At 67.6% G+C, this 21,071-nt stretch carries 22 protein-coding genes, 4 tRNA genes and 1 pseudogene; 16 read left to right on the forward strand and 11 right to left on the reverse strand.

The genetic code is table 11. The features are described 5' to 3' along the window. Positions 1-66 precede the first annotated feature (66 nt). Together QF046_RS02115 and QF046_RS02120 are read left to right on the forward strand one after the other, a co-directional pair. A complete protein-coding gene (locus QF046_RS02115; RefSeq protein WP_307365732.1) occupies positions 67-1,302 on the forward strand; it encodes an ammonium transporter in 1,236 nt (411 codons plus the stop codon). Positions 1,303-1,323: 21 nt separating this feature from the next. Next, positions 1,324-1,929: a type II toxin-antitoxin system PemK/MazF family toxin gene (locus QF046_RS02120; protein ID WP_307365734.1), complete on the forward strand. Its 606-nt coding sequence runs from the start codon at positions 1,324-1,326 to the stop codon at positions 1,927-1,929. A gap of 23 nt (positions 1,930-1,952) precedes the next feature. On the opposite strand, the gene QF046_RS02125 is transcribed toward QF046_RS02120, so the two are convergent. Further along, entirely contained in the window at positions 1,953-3,104 is a 1,152-nt protein-coding gene (locus QF046_RS02125) for a DUF1611 domain-containing protein (protein ID WP_307365737.1), read from the reverse strand. Between the two features lie 249 nt (positions 3,105-3,353). Between QF046_RS02125 and QF046_RS02130 the strand changes: the two genes are divergently transcribed. Beyond that, complete coding sequence (locus tag QF046_RS02130) at positions 3,354-3,746, forward strand: SPW repeat protein (RefSeq protein ID WP_307365739.1); 393 nt, start codon at positions 3,354-3,356, stop codon at positions 3,744-3,746. A 1-nt stretch (position 3,747) separates the two neighbouring features. Here QF046_RS02130 and QF046_RS02135 read toward each other — a convergent pair whose 3' ends face one another. Then, positions 3,748-4,647, reverse strand: a complete 900-nt coding sequence (locus tag QF046_RS02135) for a TIGR01777 family oxidoreductase (RefSeq protein ID WP_307365741.1) — start codon at positions 4,645-4,647, stop codon at positions 3,748-3,750. A gap of 70 nt (positions 4,648-4,717) precedes the next feature. Between QF046_RS02135 and QF046_RS02140 the strand changes: the two genes are divergently transcribed. Then, positions 4,718-5,410 carry a spermidine synthase gene (locus QF046_RS02140; RefSeq protein ID WP_307365743.1) on the forward strand — a complete coding sequence of 231 codons (693 nt, stop codon included), beginning with the start codon at positions 4,718-4,720 and terminating at the stop codon, positions 5,408-5,410. Positions 5,411-5,438: 28 nt separating this feature from the next. Here the strand turns inward: QF046_RS02140 and QF046_RS02145 are convergent. Continuing rightward, positions 5,439-5,514: transfer RNA gene (locus QF046_RS02145), tRNA-Val, on the reverse strand. Positions 5,515-5,713: 199 nt separating this feature from the next. On the opposite strand from QF046_RS02145, the gene QF046_RS02150 reads away from it, so the two are divergent. From QF046_RS02150 to QF046_RS02170, 5 genes are all read left to right on the forward strand, one after another. After that, positions 5,714-5,786: transfer RNA gene (locus QF046_RS02150), tRNA-Gly, on the forward strand. Between the two features lie 53 nt (positions 5,787-5,839). After that, positions 5,840-5,910, forward strand: a tRNA-Cys gene (locus QF046_RS02155). A 26-nt stretch (positions 5,911-5,936) separates the two neighbouring features. After that, positions 5,937-6,008: transfer RNA gene (locus QF046_RS02160), tRNA-Val, on the forward strand. Positions 6,009-6,113: 105 nt separating this feature from the next. Beyond that, positions 6,114-6,401, forward strand: a complete 288-nt coding sequence (locus QF046_RS02165; protein ID WP_307365745.1) for a hypothetical protein — start codon at positions 6,114-6,116, stop codon at positions 6,399-6,401. A 123-nt stretch (positions 6,402-6,524) separates the two neighbouring features. Next, the gene (locus QF046_RS02170) at positions 6,525-6,800 is read left to right on the forward strand and encodes a DUF2510 domain-containing protein (protein WP_307365747.1); all 276 of its coding nucleotides are present in this window, start codon (positions 6,525-6,527) and stop codon (positions 6,798-6,800) included. A 325-nt stretch (positions 6,801-7,125) separates the two neighbouring features. On the opposite strand, the gene QF046_RS02175 is transcribed toward QF046_RS02170, so the two are convergent. Continuing rightward, the gene (locus QF046_RS02175; RefSeq protein ID WP_307365750.1) at positions 7,126-7,983 is read right to left on the reverse strand and encodes a M20/M25/M40 family metallo-hydrolase; all 858 of its coding nucleotides are present in this window, start codon (positions 7,981-7,983) and stop codon (positions 7,126-7,128) included. Positions 7,984-8,005: 22 nt separating this feature from the next. Beyond that, positions 8,006-8,188: pseudogene (locus QF046_RS02180) on the reverse strand (M20/M25/M40 family metallo-hydrolase); the annotation flags it as partial. Between QF046_RS02180 and QF046_RS02185 the strand changes: the two are divergent. Next, positions 8,145-8,285 carry a hypothetical protein gene (locus tag QF046_RS02185; protein ID WP_307372910.1) on the forward strand — a complete coding sequence of 47 codons (141 nt, stop codon included), beginning with the start codon at positions 8,145-8,147 and terminating at the stop codon, positions 8,283-8,285. The pseudogene QF046_RS02180 and the gene QF046_RS02185 sit on opposite strands and share 44 nt — an antisense overlap. A gap of 156 nt (positions 8,286-8,441) precedes the next feature. Here the strand turns inward: QF046_RS02185 and QF046_RS02190 are convergent, their stop codons facing one another. Then, a complete protein-coding gene (locus QF046_RS02190; protein WP_307365752.1) occupies positions 8,442-9,068 on the reverse strand; it encodes a trimeric intracellular cation channel family protein in 627 nt (208 codons plus the stop codon). A 311-nt stretch (positions 9,069-9,379) separates the two neighbouring features. Here QF046_RS02190 and thrS point away from each other — a divergent pair, with 311 nt between their 5' ends. After that, positions 9,380-11,317, forward strand: coding sequence for a threonine--tRNA ligase (thrS, locus tag QF046_RS02195; RefSeq protein ID WP_307372636.1), 1,938 nt, complete (start codon positions 9,380-9,382; stop codon positions 11,315-11,317). Further along, positions 11,314-11,910, forward strand: coding sequence for an HIT domain-containing protein (locus QF046_RS02200; RefSeq protein WP_307365754.1), 597 nt, complete (start codon positions 11,314-11,316; stop codon positions 11,908-11,910). Before thrS ends, QF046_RS02200 begins: the two co-directional genes overlap by 4 nt. An 81-nt stretch (positions 11,911-11,991) precedes the next feature. Here the strand turns inward: QF046_RS02200 and pdxY are convergent, their stop codons facing one another. Together pdxY and QF046_RS02210 are read right to left on the reverse strand one after the other, a co-directional pair. Beyond that, entirely contained in the window at positions 11,992-12,843 is an 852-nt protein-coding gene (pdxY, locus tag QF046_RS02205; RefSeq protein ID WP_307365756.1) for a pyridoxal kinase PdxY, read from the reverse strand. Positions 12,844-12,875: 32 nt separating this feature from the next. Beyond that, on the reverse strand, positions 12,876-14,183 hold the full coding sequence (locus tag QF046_RS02210) for an aminotransferase class I/II-fold pyridoxal phosphate-dependent enzyme (RefSeq protein WP_307365758.1): 1,308 nt from the start codon (positions 14,181-14,183) through the stop codon (positions 12,876-12,878). 80 nt (positions 14,184-14,263) lie between these two features. Between QF046_RS02210 and pdxS the strand changes: the two genes are divergently transcribed. Beyond that, the gene (gene pdxS, locus QF046_RS02215; protein ID WP_307365760.1) at positions 14,264-15,166 is read left to right on the forward strand and encodes a pyridoxal 5'-phosphate synthase lyase subunit PdxS; all 903 of its coding nucleotides are present in this window, start codon (positions 14,264-14,266) and stop codon (positions 15,164-15,166) included. A gap of 6 nt (positions 15,167-15,172) precedes the next feature. Next, entirely contained in the window at positions 15,173-15,766 is a 594-nt protein-coding gene (pdxT, locus tag QF046_RS02220) for a pyridoxal 5'-phosphate synthase glutaminase subunit PdxT (protein WP_307365763.1), read from the forward strand. A gap of 15 nt (positions 15,767-15,781) precedes the next feature. Here the strand turns inward: pdxT and QF046_RS02225 are convergent, their stop codons facing one another. Then, positions 15,782-16,495, reverse strand: coding sequence for a 4a-hydroxytetrahydrobiopterin dehydratase (locus QF046_RS02225; protein ID WP_307365765.1), 714 nt, complete (start codon positions 16,493-16,495; stop codon positions 15,782-15,784). 148 nt (positions 16,496-16,643) lie between these two features. On the opposite strand from QF046_RS02225, the gene QF046_RS02230 reads away from it, so the two are divergent. Together QF046_RS02230 and ruvC are read left to right on the forward strand one after the other, a co-directional pair. Continuing rightward, positions 16,644-17,405 carry a YebC/PmpR family DNA-binding transcriptional regulator gene (locus QF046_RS02230; RefSeq protein ID WP_307365766.1) on the forward strand — a complete coding sequence of 254 codons (762 nt, stop codon included), beginning with the start codon at positions 16,644-16,646 and terminating at the stop codon, positions 17,403-17,405. A gap of 103 nt (positions 17,406-17,508) precedes the next feature. Next, positions 17,509-18,075: a crossover junction endodeoxyribonuclease RuvC gene (ruvC, locus tag QF046_RS02235; protein ID WP_307365769.1), complete on the forward strand. Its 567-nt coding sequence runs from the start codon at positions 17,509-17,511 to the stop codon at positions 18,073-18,075. A gap of 25 nt (positions 18,076-18,100) precedes the next feature. Here ruvC and QF046_RS02240 read toward each other — a convergent pair whose 3' ends face one another. Both QF046_RS02240 and QF046_RS02245 read right to left on the reverse strand, forming a co-directional pair. Beyond that, positions 18,101-19,618 carry an alpha-N-arabinofuranosidase gene (locus tag QF046_RS02240; protein ID WP_307365771.1) on the reverse strand — a complete coding sequence of 506 codons (1,518 nt, stop codon included), beginning with the start codon at positions 19,616-19,618 and terminating at the stop codon, positions 18,101-18,103. A 99-nt stretch (positions 19,619-19,717) separates the two neighbouring features. Next, positions 19,718-21,070 carry an ABC transporter substrate-binding protein gene (locus QF046_RS02245; RefSeq protein ID WP_307365773.1) on the reverse strand — a complete coding sequence of 451 codons (1,353 nt, stop codon included), beginning with the start codon at positions 21,068-21,070 and terminating at the stop codon, positions 19,718-19,720. Position 21,071 lies beyond the last annotated feature (1 nt).

Here is a 21,071-nt window from a genome sequence, read left to right on the forward strand (position 1 = left end):
CGAGCGATCGGCTGAAACGCAGCGCCTCCACACTGGAGCTCACTCTTCCCGAAAGTGAGGTTCGTTATGGATGCCGCAGGCAACATCTCCTGGGTGATCACCGCCACTGCGCTCGTTCTGCTCATGACGCCTGGCGTCGCATTCTTCTACGGCGGTCTCGTCAAGGCGAAGAGCGTCATCAGCATGATGATGATGAGCTTCGGGGCCATCGGGCTCATCGCCGTTCTCTGGTTGCTGTACGGCTTCGCGATGAGTGCCGTCGAATCGCCCTGGCAGTTCGCCGGCAACCCGTTCTCGGACTTCGGCCTCGCCGAGTCCTCGCAGGAGCCGGGCGCGAACGTCGCCCTCCTCTCGGTTGCTTACGGTGCGACCTTCGCGATCATCACGGTCGCTCTGATCTCCGGCGCGATCGCCGACCGCGCCAAGTTCGGCCCCTGGCTGATCTACGTCGGCATCTTCGGCACTCTCGGGTACTTCCCGATCGCCGCATGGGTCTGGGGCGGCGGCTGGGTCATGAACCTCGGCTCGATGCTGTTCGGTGAGGACAGCGGAATCGCTGTGATCGACTATGCCGGTGGTACGGCCGTGCACATCAACGCCGGTGCTGCGGCGCTCGCTCTGGCGATCGTTCTCGGCAAGCGCATCGGCTTCCAGAAGGGCATCCAGAGGCCCCACAACGTGCCGCTGGCGCTGCTGGGCGCTGCGCTGCTGTGGTTCGGATGGTTCGGTTTCAACGCCGGGGCCACCTGGCTGAACGAGGACCTCGCAGGTGCCGGCCTCATCATGATCAACACGCTCGGCGCGGCTGCCGCCGGCATCCTGGGCTGGATCCTGGTGGAGAAGCTCAAGGATGGCAAGCCGACCTCGGTCGGTGCGGTTTCGGGTCTCGTCGCCGGTCTCGTCGCCATCACCCCCGCCTGCGCCAACCTGACCCCTGGCTGGTCCGTGCTGCTGGGCGCGCTCTCCGGCATCGTCTGCGCCCTCGCGATCGAACTGAAGTTCCGCTTCGGCTACGACGACTCGCTCGACGTGGTCGGCCTGCACCTGGTGGGCGGTCTCTTCGGAACCGTCTACCTCGGCTTCTTCGCCACGGGCCAGGGCCTGTTCGTCGGCGGTGACGCTCGACTGCTCGCCGTGCAGGTGATCGCCTCGCTCGGCGTCATGGTCTACTCGTTCATCGCGTCGTTCGTGATCGGATTCGCGATCGAGAAGACGATCGGCTTCCGCGTGAACAGCGAGGAAGAGGTCGCCGGTGTCGACCTGGCCGTGCACGGAGAGGCCGGTTACGCACTGGTCGAGTGACCCGCGGATAGGGTGGGGTGCGTGAGTTCGACGAAGCGCATCCTGTCCGCGGTGGCCGACATGATCATCCGGATGCTGGCGAAGGAAGACCCGAAGCGGCCTTCCCGACCCCGGCATCCGGATGCCGTGCTTCGGCCGGACGGTCGTGCGGGCGCCCCGCCCGTGACGCGGGGTGCGCAGCATCCCGACCAGGAGGTCTCGCCCGGGCGGACGCAGGGCTCGCAGACGATCCAGGTCGATCCGGAACGCGTGCGGGACGTGAGCGTCAGCTACTCGCCGTCCCGCAACAGCCTTCCGAATGCCGGCGAGGTGATCTGGACGTGGGTGCCCTACGAGGAGAACGACGGCCGCGGCAAGGATCGTCCCGTGCTGGTGATCGGACGGCAATCGGCCGACCGCGTGTATGCGGTGCGGATGACCAGCAAGGCGCACGACGGCGATCGCGACTTCCTCTCGATCGGCTCCGGTGACTGGGATTCGCAGGGACGCGAGTCCTGGGTGGACATCGAGCAGCTCTACAGCGTGCAGCACGAGGGGATGCGGCGCGAGGCCGCCGTGCTCGACCGCACCCGGTACGACGGCGTCGCGCAGGCGCTCATCCGGCGGTACGGCTGGGCGCGCGCCTGACTCGAATGCCCGGACGCGTCCGATCAGGCCGCGACCGGCGCGGCGAGCTGCGGAAAGGCGAGCAGCACCATGTCGATGAGCTCGTCCGCTGACTCGGTGAGCGGGTCGGTGGTGGGGAGACCGGACTGATCGGCGATGATGCGGATGGCTTCGGGGATCTCGGCGCGGGTCATGCCCTCGTGGTTGACGGTGATCCCGATGACCTTGGCCTCGCTGAACGTCTCGATCAGGGTGATCTCGCTGGCGAGGGTCGGCATGGCGATGCGCGGGAAGTCGCCCAGGGTGAGCCGGCGCGGCGCATGCTGGAGGATCGCCGCAGCAGGTCGGCTCCCGCGCAGGATGTACGCCGATGTCAGGTAGGCGGGGTGGCTGAGCGCCCCCTGTCCTTCCACGATGATGACATCGGGGTTCTCACCCTCGAAGGCCGCGACGACCTGGTTCTCGACCTCACCGGAGCAGTACTGCGGGATGAGCGCATCCAGCGCCACGCCGTACTTCCCGCCTTGGATGATGGTGGTCTGTCCGGTGCCGACCAGGACGGCGCGGATGCCGCGGGCGTTGAGTGCCTGCGTGAGCAGCGTTGCAGTCGTGCGTTTGCCGATCGCGCCGTCTGTGCCGAGGACGACGATGCGGGGACAGGTGACATCGAAGATGCGACCGGAGAACTGATGCAGTTCTTCGATGCGCCGCGGGCGGCGGACATCGGTGATCGTGACGCCGCTCAGCAGGCTCGCCGCGACGAACTCCACGTCATCGCCGAGGAACTCGTGCAGGCCGTTGATGATGTGCATGCCGCGGGCGATTCCGTCCAGGAGCACGACGCGCTGCTCCGGCGAGAGACGGCCATCGCTGGGTGCGACACCGCAGATCAGGTAGTCGGGAGTGCGTCCCGCGTGTGCGATCGCCTCGTGAAGATTGGCCAGGATGGGGATGCCGTTCGCCTTGCCGTCCAGGATCATGCCCGCATCGGCGCCGGCGTTGTCGCTGTCGATCACGCTGAGAATGTCGTACTTCTCGGAGTGACGGACGAGGCCGTTGGCGGTCTTGCCGTCCTGTCGGGCGAACTGGCCCTCACAGTAGATCACGGCGGTGGAGCCGGCCGGAAGCGACGGGCCGGCAGCCGGATGTCGCTCGTCTCGCGGGAGGTCGGCATGGGTCGGGACAAGAGTTTTCATCGGATTCCTCAGCTGTCGCACAGAGGAGGCGACAAGAAACGGAGGGCCGTGAAGCTGTCGGTCGACGAGAAGTCTTCCCTGATGGCCGGCGAAGTGCCGACAGGGCTGACGCTACCAGTCCGGTGAGGGGGGAAGGGCCGGCGAGGCTCAGCGAGGGACGGGCGGCGGTTCGCGGGTCGGGCAATCCGATCGTCCCAGGGCTCCGAACAGGTGGTGAGCCGCTGTCCGCGGCGACACGAAGGAGGAATCATGCGTTTCATCCCCACCAAGGTCCACGGCATCCTCGACTACGTCGTGGGAGCGGCGCTGATCGTCGCACCGTGGCTGTTCGGATTCGCCGGTGTCGGCGGAGCCGCTGTCATCATCCCGATCGTGCTCGGTGTGGGCCTCATCGTCTACAGCCTGTTCACGAAGTACGAATGGGGTCCGTTCGGGTTCATTCCCATGCCGGTGCACCTCGCGTTCGACATCGTCGCGAGCCTGTTCCTGGCTCTCTCGCCCTGGATCTTCGGGTTCGCCGGCGAGGCGGTGAACGTCTGGCTGCCGCACGTGGTCGTCGGCGCCGCGGTCATCGTGGTCGTGCTGTTCTCGCAGACCCAGCCTCAGGGCGCGTCCGTGAAGTCCGGTGCTGTCCGCGCCTGAGTCACCCTTGCAGCGCCGTCGCGATGGCTGCGGCGGCGCTGTGGTGTTCGAAGGCGAAGCCCGTGCCGGTGAGCGCAGCCGGCACGGCATCGACGGATGCCAGCAGCAGTGCGTCAGCGGCGGGGCGTCCTAGTGCCGCGCGCAGCGCCCATGATGGTGCCGGCAGCAGGTAGGGCCGGTGGAGTCGTCGCGCAAGCTCCCGGCCGATCTGGCCCGCCGTTGCAGGGGTCGGACCGCTGAGATTGACGGGACCGGTGAGATCGGTGCTGATCACGTGACGGATCGCGCGGACCTCATCCTCGAGGGAGATCCATGGCCAGAGCTGCGTACCGGGTCCGAGTGGTCCGCCAAGGCCCATCCGGGTGAGCAGAATCATGGACTTCAGCACAGCTGCCGGATGCAGCAGCGGCGCGGTCCGCAGAAGGGCGACGCGCGTTCGGTCGGATGCTGCCAGCGCCGCACCCTCCCACTCCACGCACAGTTCCGCGAGGAATCCGCGCCCTGGCCCGGACTGCTCGTCGACGGTTGCGCCCGAGCGGTCGCCGTAGTAGCCCACGGCGGATGCTGAGATCAAGGCGGGAGCCTGGTCGCCGAGGCTCGTGAGAGCGGCCGCGAGCGTGCGCGTGGGACGCAGTCGAGATTCGCGCAGCGTCTTCTGGTAGCGCGATCCCCAGGGCAGTCGCCCGATGCTCGCCCCATTGAGGTTGACGACGGCATCCGCTCCGGCGAGCACGTCGGGGGAGAGGGCGTCGTCGTCTGTGAGCCACTCGACCTCGTGCGGAGTGCTGGCACGGCGCCTGACGAGGTGGACGACCTCTGAGCCGTCCTCCCGCAGTGACGCGGTGAGCGCCTGCCCGATCAGACCGCTCGCGCCGGAGATGATGACTCGCTTCGGTGTCATGTCCGCCTTCCGTGCTCGCCGCCTGATCTGACATTACGTCGCCGGCGATAGACGTGCGAACATCGGACCCATGAGCAAGCGATTCGAGGAACTCGACTGGCAGCAGACGCCCATGGGGGAGGTGACCCTGCGGCGACGGTTCGACCTGGTTCTCGGCACTGACGTCTTCGAGGCGATCCTCAACGACGAGCACCTCATGTCGACGCACTTCACGGTCGCTGAGATCGAGCTCGCCCACCTCGGATTGGCCGCCCTCGAAGGACGCGATCTCGACGTGCTGGTCGGCGGCCTCGGACTCGGGTACACCGCGCAGGCGGTGCTCGAGCATGAGAACGTGCGCTCCCTCACGGTCGTCGAGGCGATCGACGTCGTCGTGGACTGGCACCGCCGAGCCCTGCTGCCGATCTCGGCTGCGCTCACCGCCGACCCACGCCTCAGCATCGAGATCGGCGACTTCTTCGCCCGGATGCGAGACGACCAGACGCCTCGCGTCTTCGACGCGATCATCGTCGACATCGACCACTCGCCCAGTCACCACCTGCATCCCAGCCATGCGCCGTTCTACACGGAGGCCGGCATTCAGGCGATGCGGCGGCACCTGGCCCCTGGCGGTGTGTTCGCGCTCTGGTCGGACGATGCGCCCGACGCCGCCTTCACAGCGGTGCTCGCTGGCGTGTTCGAGCATGTGCAGGCCGAGGTCGTCGCGTTCGACAACGCGCTCACCGGCGGCCGCTCGGCAAACTCGGTCTACGTCGCGCATTGAGGCGTCTGCGGACCGAGGGAGGAGATTGTGGTGGGCGATACCGGACTCGAACCGATGACCTCTTCCGTGTGAAGGAAGCGCGCTACCAACTGCGCCAATCGCCCATGTGGAGTTGTGTCGTGCACCGTGGCACAGATCAAGAGCATACCCGATCAGAGCGCGGCCCCCGACACCGGGGCGCGCGCCGGGCGTGGCGTGAGGGCCGCGTTCGGGCCGGACACGCCCGGCGTCGCGCGGCGGTTTGGCGATGGGGCGAAACCTGAGCTAATGTATTCCAAGTGCCCGGGTCACCGGGAACGAAATGCGGATGTAGCGCAGTTGGTAGCGCACAACCTTGCCAAGGTTGGGGTCGCGAGTTCGAGTCTCGTCATCCGCTCGAGTGCAGGATTCTCTCCGGAGGAGCCGGCATGTGGGTTCCAATCCACCTCTGGTGGCGTGGCCGAGTGGCTAGGCACCGGCCTGCAAAGCCGTTTACACGGGTTCGAATCCCGTCGCCACCTCGCTGAAAACTGAATAAGCCTTTTAGGCGCGATTGGCGCAGCGGTAGCGCGCTTCCCTGACACGGAAGAGGTCACTGGTTCGATCCCAGTATCGCGCACAGAGTAAATACCAGATCAGCCCCAGTTTCCTGGGGCTTTTTTGGTTCCACTACCGTGTCGCTACCGATAGGTTCCGGTTTCCGACTGGTACTAGGGTTCGAGCTATGGACCCTGCAATTGAGTACCTGCGCTCTCGTCGTGGCTTCACGGATGCCGCCAGCATGACGACCTACCGGGTCTATATTCACAACCGCGAAGTTGAAGTTGCGATCCGCGATTACGGAGACGACGTGACGCGCGGCCGCTTCTCTGCGGAGGCCCGTCTCGTCGATGTGCCCGACGGTCGCGAGCTAGTGATGAACACCTTCGGCCTGAGCTTGGGTAACCCCGACGACTCAGTCGAGGCTGCGTTAGATAACGTCCACTGGAATGTGTTCGAGTTCGAAGAGTAGTCGCGGGCACTGTGGTACTGGTGAGGCACGGCCGCGGATGCCAAGGCGTTTACGGGGCGCTGGGCCACACTATGCTGACGAGGTCGAGACTGTGCGACGTGGGGTCGCCGAAGGGGGAACGCTGTGAGCACACCCGCTGGTTGGTATGACGATGGCAGCGGCCGTCAACGTTGGTACGACGGCGTGCAATGGACCGATCACTTTGCCCCGACGCCGGTTCAACCAATGCACACGATGGGCCCGATGACCTCGTCCCAGTTGAACGTGAAGCGCGAAGTTTCGTACGTCCGACCGCAGCAGGGCCACAGCATCGTTATGCACTTGCTGCTCGGCGTTCTCGTGGTCTGGATCAACGTCATTTACATCTCCGTCAGCCCCAACCACTATTGGCACGCGTGATGGTTTCTCCGAGTGCTACCACGTGACTATTGGAGTGAGCGGTCGGTAGCCAAGAATTGCGTTCACGTTGTTGTGAAGCTCGCTGAGGTCAATGTGGTCCCAGGGCTTCGCATTCCGAAGTGCTGCCCATCCGACGAGTCCTTCGATGTGCTCCAGGGAGCGAAGGTAGGACGGCAGACCCAGGAAGACGCGCACGCTCTTTCTCAACGCAGTCTGGCCCACGCCGTCCGCCGGGTCGATCGCCCGGTCGCCCATGGGGCAGACCACGCCATCGAGAGTGTCGGGCGCGGGATGACCGCCGATGGTCGCCGGGTCGGCGCTCGTCCTACCCGCGCCCCAGCCACGCTCCCGCCGCGACGATCAGCGCCGCGGTTCCGGTCTGCAGCGTCGGCTGTATGACGGGCAGGAACAGGGGGGAGTGGTTGCCGGGTATGTCGGATTCGACGGTTCCCTTCTCGACGGCGGCGCTCCACAGCTCAGGATCCGTCCCGCCGATGCCCCAGTACGAGTACGGCACGCCCAGCGCGGTGGGGATGTCGCTGAAGTCCTCGCTCGCGGTCTGCAGCGGCAGCTCGCCTGCCTGATCTCCGAAATGCTCGCGGAAGGCCGCGGCCAGCTTCGTCGTCACGGCCTCGTCGTTGGAGGTCAGCGGGAAGCTGTCGTACACCTCGATCTCCGGCTCCTTCGGCGCACCGGACGCGACGCTCTCGGCGCGAGCGATGCGCTCGATCGCCGCGAGCATCCGCTCCCGGGTCTGCATAGTGTAGGTGCGCAGATTCAACTCCAGGATGGCGTCGTCGGGGATGATGTTGCTCTTCGTGCCGGCACGGATGCTGCCGACGGTGAGCACCGCGGGCTCGCTCGGTGGCAGCTCACGTGACACGATCGTCTGCAGCCGCACGGCGATGAACGCGGCCAGGATCACCGGATCGACGGTGTTCTGCGGCATCGAACCGTGCCCGCCGCGACCGTGCACCGTGATGCGCACACTGTCGGCGCTGGAGAGGATCGGACCGACCCGGGTGTTGACCGTCCCCGAGGGGCCGACGAGCACATGCTGGCCCAGGGCCACGTCGGGGTGGGGGATGGCATCCGCGAGTCCGTCCTCCAGCATCCCCCGTGCTCCGTCTCCGGTCTCCTCGGCGGGGCTGGAACAGCGCGACGAGCGTGCCCTGCCAGGCATCCGGATTCTCCGACAGCAATCGCGAGGCGCCCAGCAGACAAGACACGTGCACGTCGTGGCCGCAGGCGTGCATCACGGGGGTCTGCCGACCGTCGGCATCCGTCGCCTCGGCCGTGCTCGCATAGTCGGCACCGGTCTTCTCCTGCACGGGGAGCGCGTCCATGTCCGCGCGCAGCAGCACCGTCGGCCCCTCGCCGTTGCGCATCACGCCGATCACCCCGGTGCCGCCGATGCCCGTGGTCACCTCGAACCCCCACGCGTTCAAGCGCACGGCGAGCTCGGCCGCCGTGCGCGACTCCTGATGGGAGAGCTCCGGATGCTGATGGAGGTCGCGGTAGAACGCCTCCTGGTCCTGCCGGATCGAGTCGTATCTCGCGACGACGTCTGCGATGGTGCTCACGGCGCTGCTCCCTCCCGGATGCCACGTGGCATCATCGCCACGATACGACCGACTTCTCTCAGGGGGAAGATTCCTGTGCACCGGCGCGCGCGTGCGGGATGCGCCAGCGGAAGTGCAGGGACAGCACGCGGAACACGAACACCAGAGCGGCGGCGATGAAGGTCGACAGCGGAGTCGGCAACGGCGAGTACCACAGCGCCGCAGTCAGCGCCGCCCCGAGGAACGCGGGCACCGCGTACAGATCCGACGGGTTGAACAGCTGCGGATCACGGTTCGCGACGACATCGCGCAGCAGTCCGCCGCCCACACCGGTGGTCACACCCAGCAGCGCGGCCGCGACCGGGTTCATGCCGGCGTTCATGGCGGTCGCCGTGCCCGTGGTGCAGAACAGCGCGAGGCCGCCGGCGTCGAAGATCAGCAGCGGTCGAGAATGACGCTCCACCCCAGCCGCGACGAAGTAGACCAGCACCGCGGCAGCGACCGGCGCCACCAGATGGATCGGCTGATCGAACGCCACCGGCGGTCTGCCGATGATGAGATCGCGGATCACCCCACCGCCGAGACCGGTGAGGCTGCCGAGCAGCAGCGAGCCGATGATGTCGTAGCCGCGCTGGGCCGCCAGAAGGCTGCCCGAGAGGGCGAAGAAGAACGTGCCGAGCAGATCCAGCACCAGTGCCCAGTTCATGCCCGCCCTTCGTCCGCGATGATCCGCCATCATTCCAGCACACAGAGCCCGCTGAGTCCCGGTTCCGGATGGTCGGGCGCGGCGGCGTAGACTTGATCCATGGAATTCGTGTCGACCTGGACCGTGGCCTCTGCCACCGGTGTCGTCACGCGAACTACGGGCGCCTGAGCGGGCGGGCGCGCGTGCGCCCGAAGCTGAGCCGTCGTCTCATTCCATCGTCAATCTGGAGAATCCCCGTGTCAGACTTCGCCCAGCCCAGCGCCGACCAGCGCGACGGCTTCGCCCTGTTCACCGATCGTTCCGTCATCGCCATGCGCGTGAACGGCGTCCTCAAGGACCTGGCCGCGACCGTCGCTGACAGCGACGTCGCCCTGCCGGTCACCGTCGACAGCAAGGATGGCCTCGACATCCTGCGCCACTCGACCGCGCACGTGCTCGCGCAGGCGGTGCAGCGCATCCGTCCCGCCGCGAACCTCGGCATCGGACCGTTCATCACTGACGGTTTCTATTACGACTTCGGCGTCGACGAGCCGTTCACCCCCGAGGACCTCAAGTCCATCTCGAAGGAGATGCAGCGCATCATCCGCGAGGGTCAGCGCTTCACCCGTCGCGTCGTCACCGAGGACGAGGCGCGTGCCGAGCTCGCGAACGAGCCGTTCAAGCTCGAGCTGATCGACTTGGCCGGTGGCCCCGGCTCCGGAGCGGATGCTGCGGAAGGCGCGTCCGTGGAGGTCGGCGCCGGCGAGCTGACCATCTACGACAACGTGTCCAAGGACGGCGAGGTCGCCTGGAAGGACCTCTGTCGCGGACCGCACGTGCCCAGCACCCGCCTGCTCGGCAACGGCTGGGATCTGACCCGGGTCGCCGCCGCCTACTGGCGCGGCAGTGAGAAGAACCCGCAGCTGCAGCGCATCTACGGCACCGCGTGGCCCAGCAAGGACGAGCTGCGCGCCTATCAGGAGCGCCTCGCCGAGGCCGAGCGCCGCGATCACCGCAAGCTCGGCGCCGAGATGGATCTGTTCTCGTTCCCCGACGAGATCGGCTCGGGCCTGGCCGTCTTCCACCCTCGCGGCGGCATCATCCGCTACGAGATCGAGGAGAACCTCCGCCGTCACCTGCTGCGCAACGGCTACGACGTCGTCAACACCCCGCACATCACGAAGAAGGACCTGTTCCAGACTTCGGGTCACCTGCAGACCTACGCCGACGGCATGTTCCCCCCGATGCACCTCGATGAGGTCGTAGACGAGGACGGCAACGTCACGCGTCAGGGTCAGGACTACTACCTGAAGCCGATGAACTGCCCGTTCCACAACCTCATCTTCCGTGCACGGGGTCGCAGCTACCGCGAGCTGCCGCTGCGTCTGGCTGAGTTCGGCACCGTGTACCGGTACGAGAAGAGCGGAACGCTCTCGGGGCTGACCCGCGTACGCGGCCTGACTCAGGACGACGCGCACATCTATGTCGCCCAGGACCAGGTGCGAGAGGAGCTGACCACCAACCTCAACCTGGTGCTCGAGCTGCTGCGCGACTACGGGCTGAACGACTTCTACCTCGAGCTGTCCACCAACGAGGTGGGCAACCCGAAGTTCCTCGGCGAGCCCGAGCAGTGGACCACCGCCATCGACACGCTGCGCGAGGTCGCGATCGCGTCGGGCCTGGAGCTGGTCGCCGATCCCGGCGGCGCGGCGTTCTACGGTCCGAAGATCTCCGTGCAGGCGCGGGATGCCATCGGCCGCACCTGGCAGATGTCGACCATCCAGCTCGACTTCAACCAGCCGGAGCGCTTCGAGCTGGAGTACACCGGTCCCGACGGCGCCAAGCACCGCCCGGTGATGATCCACCGCGCCCTGCTGGGCTCGGTCGAGCGCTTCTTCGCCATCCTGCTCGAGCACTACGCCGGCGACTTCCCGCTGTGGCTGGCGCCCGCGCAGGTCGTGGGCGTGCCTGTCGCCGACCAGTTCGGCGACTACCTCGGCGAGGTCGTCAGCCAGCTGAAGGCCGCCGGCGTGCGCGCCGAGGTCGACCACTCGGACGACCGGATGCAGAAGAAGATCCGCAACCACACCACGTCCAAGGTGCCGCTGATCCTCATCGCCGGCGAGCAGGACCGCGCCGCGGGCACCGTCTCGTTCCGCTTCCGAGATGGATCGCAGGAGAACGGCGTTCCCGTTGTCGACGCGATCGATCGCATCCGCCGGGCGATCGCCGCCCATGCGCGGGTGATGACCTCCGAGGATCTGGCATGACCTCCGACACCGCCGAGCCGGGCCCTTCGACCGGCTCAGGCCCTTCGACCGGCTCGGAGATCCATAGCGTCGAGGACGGGGGCCACCTGGCCGGCGTGCCGGACGAGTTCCAGCGACTCTGGACCCCGCACCGGATGGCGTACATCCAGGCGGGGCCCGAGGTGCTGCGCGAGGATTGCCCGTTCTGCGAGGCTCCGAAGCATCCGGATGCCGAGCGGCTGATCGTCGCGCGCGGAGAGTCCGCGTACGTGCTGCTGAACCTGTTCCCGTACAACTCCGGCCACCTGCTCGTGTGCCCGTACCGCCACATCGCGACCTACGATCAGGCCACACCCGAGGAGGTCGCCGAGATCGGCGAGCTCACCCAGGTCGGCATGCGCGTGCTGCGTCAGGTCTCGAACTGCGACGGCTTCAACCTGGGCATGAACCAGGGATCGGTCGCCGGGGCCGGTGTCGACGCGCACCTGCATCAGCACATCGTCCCGCGTTGGACGTCGGATGCGAACTTCTTCCCGATCATCGCGAAGACCAAGGCGCTGCCTCAGCTGCTCGGCGAGGTGCGCGAGGCCGTCGCGCACGCCTGGCCGCGCTGACATACCCGTCTATATGGCGCAAACCGCCCCTGTTCTCGCGAATCAGGGGCGGTTTGTGCCATATAGACGGGCTCTGCGGGCTCAGCGCACCTGGTGCGCGGTGAACTGCAGACGCGGGTTCGCGTAGGCCTCCTGCGCCTGCACCAGCTGCAGTTCCCGGTCGCCGGCATCGAGCGTCAGCTGCAGCAGATCGAACACGCTCGAGACCGTGCGCTCGAGGGCGACCTTGGCATCACCCGTGGCCACGTAGTGCGCGGTGAACAGCGCCGCGGTCACGTCGCCCGAACCATTGGCCTTCATGGGCAGGTGCGGGGTCGCGACCAGCCAGGCGCCCTTGCCGTCGGCGGCGAGCATCTCGATGGTGCCCTCCTCGCGGTCCGGACGCTCCACCGAGGTCACCAGCACGGTCGACGGGCCCATCGCCATCGCAGCGTCCACCGAGGCCAGAGTCGACTCCAGGGTGTCGGGGGAGGTGTTCGTCAGGTACCCGAGCTCGAACTGGTTCGGGGTGATGATGTCGGCCACGGGCACCACGCGGTCGCGCAGCAGTTCGGGGATGGCGGGAGCGACGAAACAACCCGACTTGGCGTTGCCCATGACGGGATCGCACGCGTACACGGCATCCGGATTCGCGGCCTTCACGCGCGCCACGGCGTCGATGATCACATCTCCGATGCCCTCGCCGCCCTGGTAGCCGCTGAGCACGGCGTCGATCTCGGGGAGGACCCCGCGCTCCTCGATGCCCGTGATCACCTCGCGCACATCGCTCGGGTCGATCATCGGACCGCGCCACGCGCCGTAGCCGGTGTGGTTGGAGAAGTTCACCGTGTAGACAGGCAGCACCTCGACGCCGATGCGCTGCAACGGGAAGACGGCGGCCGAGTTGCCGACGTGACCGTGCGCCACGGCCGACTGGATCGAGAGGATTTTCATCCTGACATCCTCTCACCCCGCAGGAGGGATGCTCAGCGCGCGGCGCTCTCGAGGTCATCGAGCAGACGGGCGGTGTCGGCCTCGGACAGGTCGTGCACGGTCAGACGCACATGGTCGGACACGGGGGAGGCCTCGTCGATGCGGAACTCGTCACCGGTGCGCACCAGCCAGCCGCGGCGCATCAGGCGCTCCGCTGCGACACGCGCCGGCACGGGCAGGCGCACCCACAGGCTCAGCCCGTCGGTGGAGTCGGTTCGGATGCCGCGGGAGAGGAGCTCAGCGGTGAACGCGCTGTTCCGCTCGGCGTAGTGACTCGCGGCATCCGCGATCTGCTGGCGGATGCCGGCATCCGCGAGCTGCGCATGCGCGAGACGCTGCAGCAGGTGGCTCACCCAGGTCGTCCCGGGGTTCAGCCGCATGGCGAGCCGCTCTGCCGTCGTGGGATCGGTCGCGGCGAGGGCGAGGCACATGTCGGGGCCGAGGAACTTCGACACCGAGCGCACCAGCGCATAGCGGCGGTGGCCCGGAGCGATCAGCGAGGCGTACGGGTGCGCGGAGAGCATGGAGAAGTGGTCGTCCTCGATGATGAGCACGTACGGATGCGGTTCGAGCACCTTGCGCAGCGCCGCTGCGCGGGCGGCCGTGAGGCTCACTCCAGTGGGGTTCTGGGCGCGCGGTGTACTGATGATCGCGCGTACGCCGGCATCCAGCGCGGCCTGCAGACCGTCCACGGTCATGCCCTGCTCGTCGACGGGGACGGGCACGCCGCGGTACCCGCCGAGACGCACCGTGTGGATGCTGGAGAGGAAGCAGGGGTCCTCGAGAGCGACGGCGTCGTCGCGGGTGAGGGCCTGGGCGAGGAGCCGCTCGACGGCATCCACGGCGCCACTGGTGACGCTGATGCGCAGATCATCGCGGGCCAGGTCGGCGAGCATCCACTCGCGTGCCCAGTGCTCCAGGCCCGGGTCGATGACCGGTTCGCCGTACAGCACAGGACGTCCGACGATGCCGCCCAGCGCGGCGGATGGATCGGGAATCCGCCGCGGGTCGGGGTTGCCGGAGCCGATGTCGTGCAGCACGGTGTCGGCGGCCACGCCCTCCTGGGCGAGCGGTGCGCCACCGGCCATGAGGGTGCCACCGCGGCCCTTGGAGATGACGAGACCCGCCTGGGCCAGCTGCCGATAGGCGGCCACGGCGGTATTGCGGTTGACCCCGAGGGTCGCAGCGAGCTCGCGGACCGGCGGGAGCGCGTCGCCCGGGCGCACCACGCCCCGCTCGCGCAGCGCTCGCACGCTGTCGGCGATCTCGGCCGCCGTGCTGCCCGTTATCTCGAAGTCCATCGCCTTGATTCTATGGTGCTATCTTTTGACATAGGTCAATGAACTGTTTGTACTCACCTGATCCCCGCCGAGGAGACACGATGGCTTCCACCGAGCAGACACCCACCACCGGATCGCAGCGCGTCAAGCGCGGTCTCGCCGAGATGCTGAAGGGCGGGGTCATCATGGACGTCGTCACGGCAGACCAGGCGAAGATCGCCGAGGACGCCGGCGCCGTCGCCGTCATGGCGCTCGAGCGAGTGCCCGCCGACATCCGCGCGCAGGGCGGCGTGTCGCGCATGAGCGATCCCGACATGATCGACAGCATCATCTCCTCGGTCTCCATCCCCGTGATGGCGAAGGCCCGCATCGGTCACTTCGTCGAGGCGCAGGTGCTGCAGGAGCTCGGCGTCGATTACATCGACGAGTCCGAGGTGCTCTCGCCGGCGGACTACGTCAACCACATCGACAAGTGGCCCTTCACGGTGCCGTTCGTGTGCGGTGCGACCAACCTCGGCGAGGCGCTGCGACGCATCAACGAGGGCGCGGCGATGATCCGCTCCAAGGGCGAGGCCGGCACCGGCGACGTCTCCGAGGCGATGAAGCACATCCGCAAGATCCGCGGTGAGATCGCCGCCCTCGGCTCGCTGTCCAAGGACGAGCTCTACGTCGCCGCCAAGGAGCTGCAGGCGCCCTACGAGCTGGTCGCCGAGATCGCCGAGACGGGCACGCTGCCCGTCGTCCTGTTCGTCGCCGGTGGCGTCGCGACGCCCGCCGATGCCGCGCTGATGATGCAGCTCGGCGCCGACGGCGTGTTCGTCGGCTCCGGCATCTTCAAGTCCGGCGACCCGGCCGCGCGCGCCGCCGCGATCGTGAAGGCCACCACGTTCTACGACGACGCGAAGGTCATCGCGGAGGTCTCCCGAGGCCTCGGCGAGGCCATGGTCGGCATCAACGTCTCCGACCTGCCCGCACCGCACCGGCTCGCCGAGCGGGGCTGGTAAGCACCGATGGCAGAAGCCCGCGTCGGCGTGCTCGCGCTGCAGGGCGATGTGCGCGAGCACGTCGCCCTGCTGGAGCATCTCGGGGCCGAAGTCGTGCGCGTCCGGCGCCCGGAGGAGTTCGCGCAGGTCGACGGACTGGTGATCCCCGGCGGCGAGTCGACGGTGATGGACAAGCTGTCCCGGATGTTCGGGCTGGCCGATCCCATCCGGGAGGCCATCCGTGGCGGGATGCCGATGTTCGGCACGTGCGCCGGGCTGATCATGCTCTCCGATCGTCTGGCGGACGGCATCGATGGTCAGCAGACCTTCGGCGGTCTGGATGCGCTCGTCCGCCGCAACGCGTTCGGCCGGCAGACGGAATCCTTCGAGGTGGATCTCGACATCCCGGAACTCGGCCCCGACCCCGTGCACACCACCTTCATCCGCGGGCCCGTGGTCGAGGAGGTCGGAGCGGATGCCACGGCGCTGGCGTCGCTCGAGGACGGCCGAGTCGTCGCCGTCGAGCAGGGAAACCTGCTGGGGATCAGCTTCCATCCGGAGTTGAGTGGGGAGCCGCGCTTCCACCAGCGGTTCCTGGACCGGGTCACGGCGCACGCCTGACGTCAGCGTCTGACCTCAGTCCGGCGCCGACGCGTCCGATGCGACGGCGGAGAAATCCGCGCACAGCACGCCCAGGTTCCCGTCCTGGTCCGCGATGACGATCATGCCCGGTGCATCCTCGTCGTCGACGACCGTGCCGCCCGCGGCCTGCACGGCGGCGAGCCGATCCGCCATCCGCTCGGGGGCGATGTACACCTCGATGTGGATCCTCTGCCCTGCCTCGTCGCCGTCGCCGAACCACAGATGCGGGACGCGGTCGGTGGCGTCCCTGATCTCGTCGCCGGGCGTGCCCCGCCCCTGCGACGCGGCGTCGCCGGTGAGCAGCGCGGCCCACACCGGGGCGATCCTGTCGGAGTGCACGGTGTCCAGACCCAACTCCAGCTGCGACACCGCAGAGGAGTCGGCGACGAGTCCGTGCGCGACGGCGATCTCGGTGATGGCCCGCGCCAGGGCGAGGTCCTTCTCGGTGACCCACTCGACGATGTGCTCCACACCCTCCGCATCCCGGTGGACGGCATCCGTGCTGACCAGCTTCAGGTCCACGTAACCGTCGCCGATCGTGGTGTGCGGGTGATGGTCGAGCGACTCGCCGGCCCGCGCGATCGCCGCGATCAGACGCACGGCCTCGGCATAGTCCGGCACCGCGTAGCGGGCGTGCAGCCCCTGTGCGAGCTTGCGCCAGTCCATCAGGCCGGCGGCGGCGATCCGGGCGCTCGAGAGCATGTCCATGCGGGGAGCCTAACGCCGGTCGTGACCGTGCGACAGGCCCACTCCGGCACCACCGGAATGCAGGGTTGAATTCGCCGGCGGCGGTGAGTCGTTAGACTGGACGATGCCCTGGGCGCTGCTCCGGGGCGGATAAGACGAGCGGAGATATATGTCCGGGCATTCCAAGTGGGCTACGACCAAGCACAAGAAGGCGGTCATCGACTCGCGTCGCGCCAAGGCGTGGGCAAAGCTCATCAAGAACATCGAGGTCGCGGCCAAGCTCGGCGGCGCCGACCTCGCCGGCAACCCGACGCTGTTCGACGCGGTGCAGAAGGCGAAGAAGACCTCTGTCCCCAAGGACAACATCGACCGCGCAGTGAAGCGCGGTGCCGGCATCGGCGGCGAGTCGGTCGAGTACGCCTCGATCATGTACGAGGGATACGGCCCCAACGGCGTCGCCTTCATGATCGAGTGTCTGACCGACAACAAGAACCGCGCCGCCGCCGAGGTGCGCACGACGCTGAGCCGCAACGGCGGAACGCTCGCCGACCCCGGGTCGGTCGCCTACAACTTCACCCGCAAGGGCGTCATCGTCGTGGGTTCCGAGGGCACCACCGAGGACGACGTCATGGAGGCGACGCTCGAGGCGGGGGCCGAGGAGATCGAGGGCCACGCCGATGGCTTCGCGGTCATCACCGAGGCCAGCGACCTGGTGACGGTGCGCTCCGCGCTGCAGGAGGCCGGCATCGACTACGAGTCCGCGGACGTCGAGTTCGTCCCGAATCTCAAGGTCGAGATCGACGCCGATACGGCGCGCAAGGTGTTCCGCCTCATCGACGCCCTCGAGGACAGCGACGACGTGCAGAACGTGTTCACGAACTTCGACCTGAGCCCCGAGGTGCAGGCCGAGCTGGAGAGCGACGACGAGTAGGCCCTTCGACGGGCTCAGGGACCCATGGGTTGCTGAGCCGGTCGAAGCAGCGGCCCCGGGCGCGCCTGCGTCCGGGGCCGTTTCGCGCCCGTAGCCTGGGGGAGTGAGCTCTCTGCGCGTGCTCGGGATCGACCCGGGCCTGACCCGGTGCGGTGTCGGCATCGTCGACGTCGACAGCCGACGACGAGCCACCCTCGTGCACGTCGGTGTCGTGCGAACGCCCGTGGATGCCGACCTGTCGGTGCGACTGGCAGCGGTTGCCGCAGGCATCCGCGCGGTCATCGAGGAGCACAGGCCCGACGCCGTCGCCGTGGAGCGCGTGTTCGCGCAGCACAACGTGCAGACCGTGATGGCCACCGCCCAGGCATCCGGCGTCGCCCTGCTCATCGCCGCCGAGGCGGGACTGCCCGCTGCCACCCACACGCCCAGCGAGGTCAAGGCCGCGGTCACCGGCTACGGCTCCGCCGACAAGCGTCAGGTGCAGTCGATGATCGCGCGGATCCTTCGCCTGGATGCACCGCCGCAGCCCGCGGATGCCGCGGATGCTCTGGCGATCGCGCTCTGCCATGCGTGGCGAGGGGGTGCGGCCGGCGCGTCGCCCTCCGGAGCGGCGCTCACGCCCGCCCAGCGCGCCTGGGCAGCGGCTGAGCGGAGCGCTCGCACTCGCTGAGGCGCGATTCGCCGACCGCCCGGGGTCAGTGCGTCGCCCGCGTGAGACGGAGCATCGTCCACGAGACCGGCGGCAGTTCGACGCCGGCGTGTTGGTCGACGACTCGCGCGGTCCCGTTGTCGCGCGGAGCGACCGAGGAGTCGTCATCAGCCGTGGCCGACCAGGTGTGGTCGGGGTTGGACAGGGTGATGGCCTCCACGAGCCGCAAGCCTGAGAAGCCGCGCAGGTCCACGTTCAGCGTGAGCTCGTCGGTGGCGGAGCGGTTCGTGGCGAGGATGACCAGGTCGCCGGACTCGTCGTCGTAGGTGGCCACGGCATCCAGGGCTGTCACCTCGCCGAACCTGGCCGTGTCGACCATCGGCGACTCGATCGCGAGGCGCAGCACATCGCCCTTCGCGAACTGCGAGGTCAGGGCGAACGGGTGGAAGATCGTCTGCTTCCAGACCCGTCCACCTGGCTCGGTCATGATCGGCGCGATCACGTTGACCAGCTGTGCGAGCGACGCCGCATGCACCCGGTCGGTGTGCCGCAGCAGAGAGATCAGCAGATTGCCGACGACGACGGCATCCGCGACGTTGTAGCGGTCCTCGAGCAGCACCGGTGCGACGGGCCAGTCGTCACCGCTCGGCGGACGCGATTCGGCGCGGTTCTGGTACCAGACGTTCCACTCGTCGAAGGAGATGTGGATGGAGCGGGAGTCCTTGCGGGCGGCACGCACCCCGTCGGCGGTCGCGCTGACCGCATCGATGAAGCGGTCCATGTCGACCGCGCTGGCCAGGAACGAGCCGAGGTCGCCGTCCTGCTCCCAGTAGTACGCGTGCGCCGAGATGTAGTCGACGTGCTCGTACGCCTCGGTCAGCACGGTCTGCTCCCACGCACCGAAGGTGGGCATCTTCGAGCCGGAGGAGCCGCACACCACCAGCTCCAGGTCCGGATCCATCATGCGCATCGCGCGGGCGGTCTCGGCCGCCAGGCGAGCGTACTCCTCGGCTGTCTTGTGTCCGATCTGCCACGGGCCGTCCATCTCGTTGCCGAGACACCACATCCGGATGCGGTGGGGCTCCTCGGCGCCGTTGGCCCGTCGCCGGTCGGACAGCTCCGTGCCGCCCGGCACGTTGCAGTACTCCAGCAGATCCAGCGCCTCCTGCACGCCGCGCGTGCCGAGATTCACGGCCATCATCGGCTCGACCCCGGCCTTCGTCGCCCAGCGCATGAACTCGTCCACACCCACGAGATTCGGATCGGTCGAGTGCCAGGCGAGGTCCACCCGTGCGGGGCGTTCGGACACCGGGCCGACGCCGTCCTCCCAACGGTAGCCGGAGACGAAGTTGCCGCCCGGGTATCGCACGGTGGAGACACCGAGCTCGCGGGTCAGGTCGATCACGTCGTGACGGAAGCCGTCCTCGTCCGCGCTCGGGTGGTCGGGGTCGTGGATGCCGGTGTAGACGCAGCGTCCGAGATGCTCGACGAACGCACCGAAGGTGCGGCGCCGGACCGGGCCCACGACGAAGGCGGGATCGGCGGTTATGGATGCAGATGACATGACGAGAGATTCGCTCCTGGATACGGGTGCGGGTATGGGAAGGGCGGGCGCAACGACATGGGTCGTTCCGCCCGCCCAGGGGTTGGGTCCAGCGTGCTGCTACTGTCCGAGCTCGTTCTCCAGATCGCTCTGAGCCTTGTCGAGCGCGTCCTTGGCGGGCGTGCCGTTCTCGTAGATCTCATTCAGCGCGACGGTGCGGAACAGGTTGTCCACTGCGGGCAGGTTCTCGTTCGAGAACGAGGTGAAGTGGCCGATGCCGCCCTTCACGGAGTTCAGCACGTCGAACAGGTTCGTCTCGAAGTACTTGTTGAACTTGTTCTCCGGGTTGTGCGTGATCGAGTCGTCCTCCCAGAGCGACATGTTCACCGGGTCGAATCCGAGCACTTCCCAGACCGCCTTGTTGGCTTCGGGGGAGAGCTTCGCGAAAGCCAGGAACTCCGACGCGAGGTCCTGCTGCTTCCCGCCGGCGAGGACCGCGGTGCCGGTGCCGCCGCCGCCGATCGTCAGCGTGTCCGAACCCGCGACCTGCGGAGCCGGGGCGATGGCGATCTTGCCGGCGAGGTCGGGCATGTAGTCCACGTAGCGGGACGTGTACCACGCCGGGTAGACGATCGCGGCGTAGTCGCCGTTGTTGATGGCGCCGTAAGCCTCCTCGCTGTCCGGGCTGCCGCCGGGGATCGTCGACAGTGCTCCGGCCTCCTTCATCCCCTGGAACATCTCCATGGTCTTGACGACCTCGGGGCTGTTCACAGCGACATCGCCGAGTCCGTCGTCCGCGAACAGCTGGCCGCCGTTCTGTGCGATCGCGAGAGTCTCGGTGAAGAACACGCCGGTGCTCGCCACGCTGAATGCCTTGCCGGTCGCCTTGTTGTACGTGACGCCGGCGTTCTCGAAGTCATCCCACGTCTTGATGGTCTTGTAGTCGACGCCGGCGGCATCCATGAGCTCCGTGTTGTAGAACGCGACGAACGCGCCGACGTGCGTCGGGTAGCCGTAGATCTTGCCGTTGCGGCTGTACAGGTCCAGACGTGCCTGGACGATGTCGTCGACGTACGGCTGGGCGGCTTCGGTGAGGTCTGCGAGCGGTGGCTTGTCGCCCTTGACGAAGTTCGAGAACTTGCCCACCTCGATGTCGGCCAGGTCGGGAAGACCCTGCCCCGCGTTCACCGCGAGCAGGAGCTTGTCGTGCATGTCCTGGTAGGGGTAGACGGTGACGTCCAGATCGATCGGCTTGTCGGGGTTCGCCTCGTTCCACTTGACCGCCATGTCGTCGTAGACGGCGGCGTGGAGCTCGGCGAAGACCCACATGTTGAGCTTGGTGGCGTTCTCGGGGGCGTCAGCGCCTCCGATGACGTCGCCGTCGGTCTTGCCGTCGCCGCTGGAGCAGCCGGTCAGGGCGGCGGCAGCCAGTCCGGCTGCGACCGTCGCGGTCAGAATCCTTCGCATACGCATT

Origin of the sequence: Microbacterium sp. W4I4 (assembly GCF_030816235.1) — a bacterium.
In the GTDB taxonomy this organism is placed as follows: Bacteria; Actinomycetota; Actinomycetes; order Actinomycetales; family Microbacteriaceae; genus Microbacterium.

Coding starts and splice junctions, on each gene's coding strand:
- QF046_RS02200 (WP_307365754.1), top strand. CDS start 11,314: ATGACCTCCGACACCGCCGAGCCGGGCCCTTCGACCGGCTCAGGCCCT.
- thrS (WP_307372636.1), top strand. CDS start 9,380: ATGCGCGTGAACGGCGTCCTCAAGGACCTGGCCGCGACCGTCGCTGAC.
- QF046_RS02115 (WP_307365732.1), top strand. CDS start 67: ATGGATGCCGCAGGCAACATCTCCTGGGTGATCACCGCCACTGCGCTC.
- QF046_RS02245 (WP_307365773.1), bottom strand. CDS start 21,070: ATGCGTATGCGAAGGATTCTGACCGCGACGGTCGCAGCCGGACTGGCT.
- QF046_RS02175 (WP_307365750.1), bottom strand. CDS start 7,983: ATGCCTGGCAGGGCACGCTCGTCGCGCTGTTCCAGCCCCGCCGAGGAG.
- QF046_RS02165 (WP_307365745.1), top strand. CDS start 6,114: ATGGACCCTGCAATTGAGTACCTGCGCTCTCGTCGTGGCTTCACGGAT.
- QF046_RS02230 (WP_307365766.1), top strand. CDS start 16,644: ATGTCCGGGCATTCCAAGTGGGCTACGACCAAGCACAAGAAGGCGGTC.
- QF046_RS02210 (WP_307365758.1), bottom strand. CDS start 14,183: ATGGACTTCGAGATAACGGGCAGCACGGCGGCCGAGATCGCCGACAGC.
- pdxS (WP_307365760.1), top strand. CDS start 14,264: ATGGCTTCCACCGAGCAGACACCCACCACCGGATCGCAGCGCGTCAAG.
- pdxT (WP_307365763.1), top strand. CDS start 15,173: ATGGCAGAAGCCCGCGTCGGCGTGCTCGCGCTGCAGGGCGATGTGCGC.
- QF046_RS02185 (WP_307372910.1), top strand. CDS start 8,145: ATGTCCGCGCGCAGCAGCACCGTCGGCCCCTCGCCGTTGCGCATCACG.
- QF046_RS02225 (WP_307365765.1), bottom strand. CDS start 16,495: ATGGACATGCTCTCGAGCGCCCGGATCGCCGCCGCCGGCCTGATGGAC.
- QF046_RS02140 (WP_307365743.1), top strand. CDS start 4,718: ATGAGCAAGCGATTCGAGGAACTCGACTGGCAGCAGACGCCCATGGGG.
- QF046_RS02130 (WP_307365739.1), top strand. CDS start 3,354: ATGCGTTTCATCCCCACCAAGGTCCACGGCATCCTCGACTACGTCGTG.
- QF046_RS02135 (WP_307365741.1), bottom strand. CDS start 4,647: ATGACACCGAAGCGAGTCATCATCTCCGGCGCGAGCGGTCTGATCGGG.
- QF046_RS02125 (WP_307365737.1), bottom strand. CDS start 3,104: ATGAAAACTCTTGTCCCGACCCATGCCGACCTCCCGCGAGACGAGCGA.
- QF046_RS02240 (WP_307365771.1), bottom strand. CDS start 19,618: ATGTCATCTGCATCCATAACCGCCGATCCCGCCTTCGTCGTGGGCCCG.
- QF046_RS02190 (WP_307365752.1), bottom strand. CDS start 9,068: ATGAACTGGGCACTGGTGCTGGATCTGCTCGGCACGTTCTTCTTCGCC.
- pdxY (WP_307365756.1), bottom strand. CDS start 12,843: ATGAAAATCCTCTCGATCCAGTCGGCCGTGGCGCACGGTCACGTCGGC.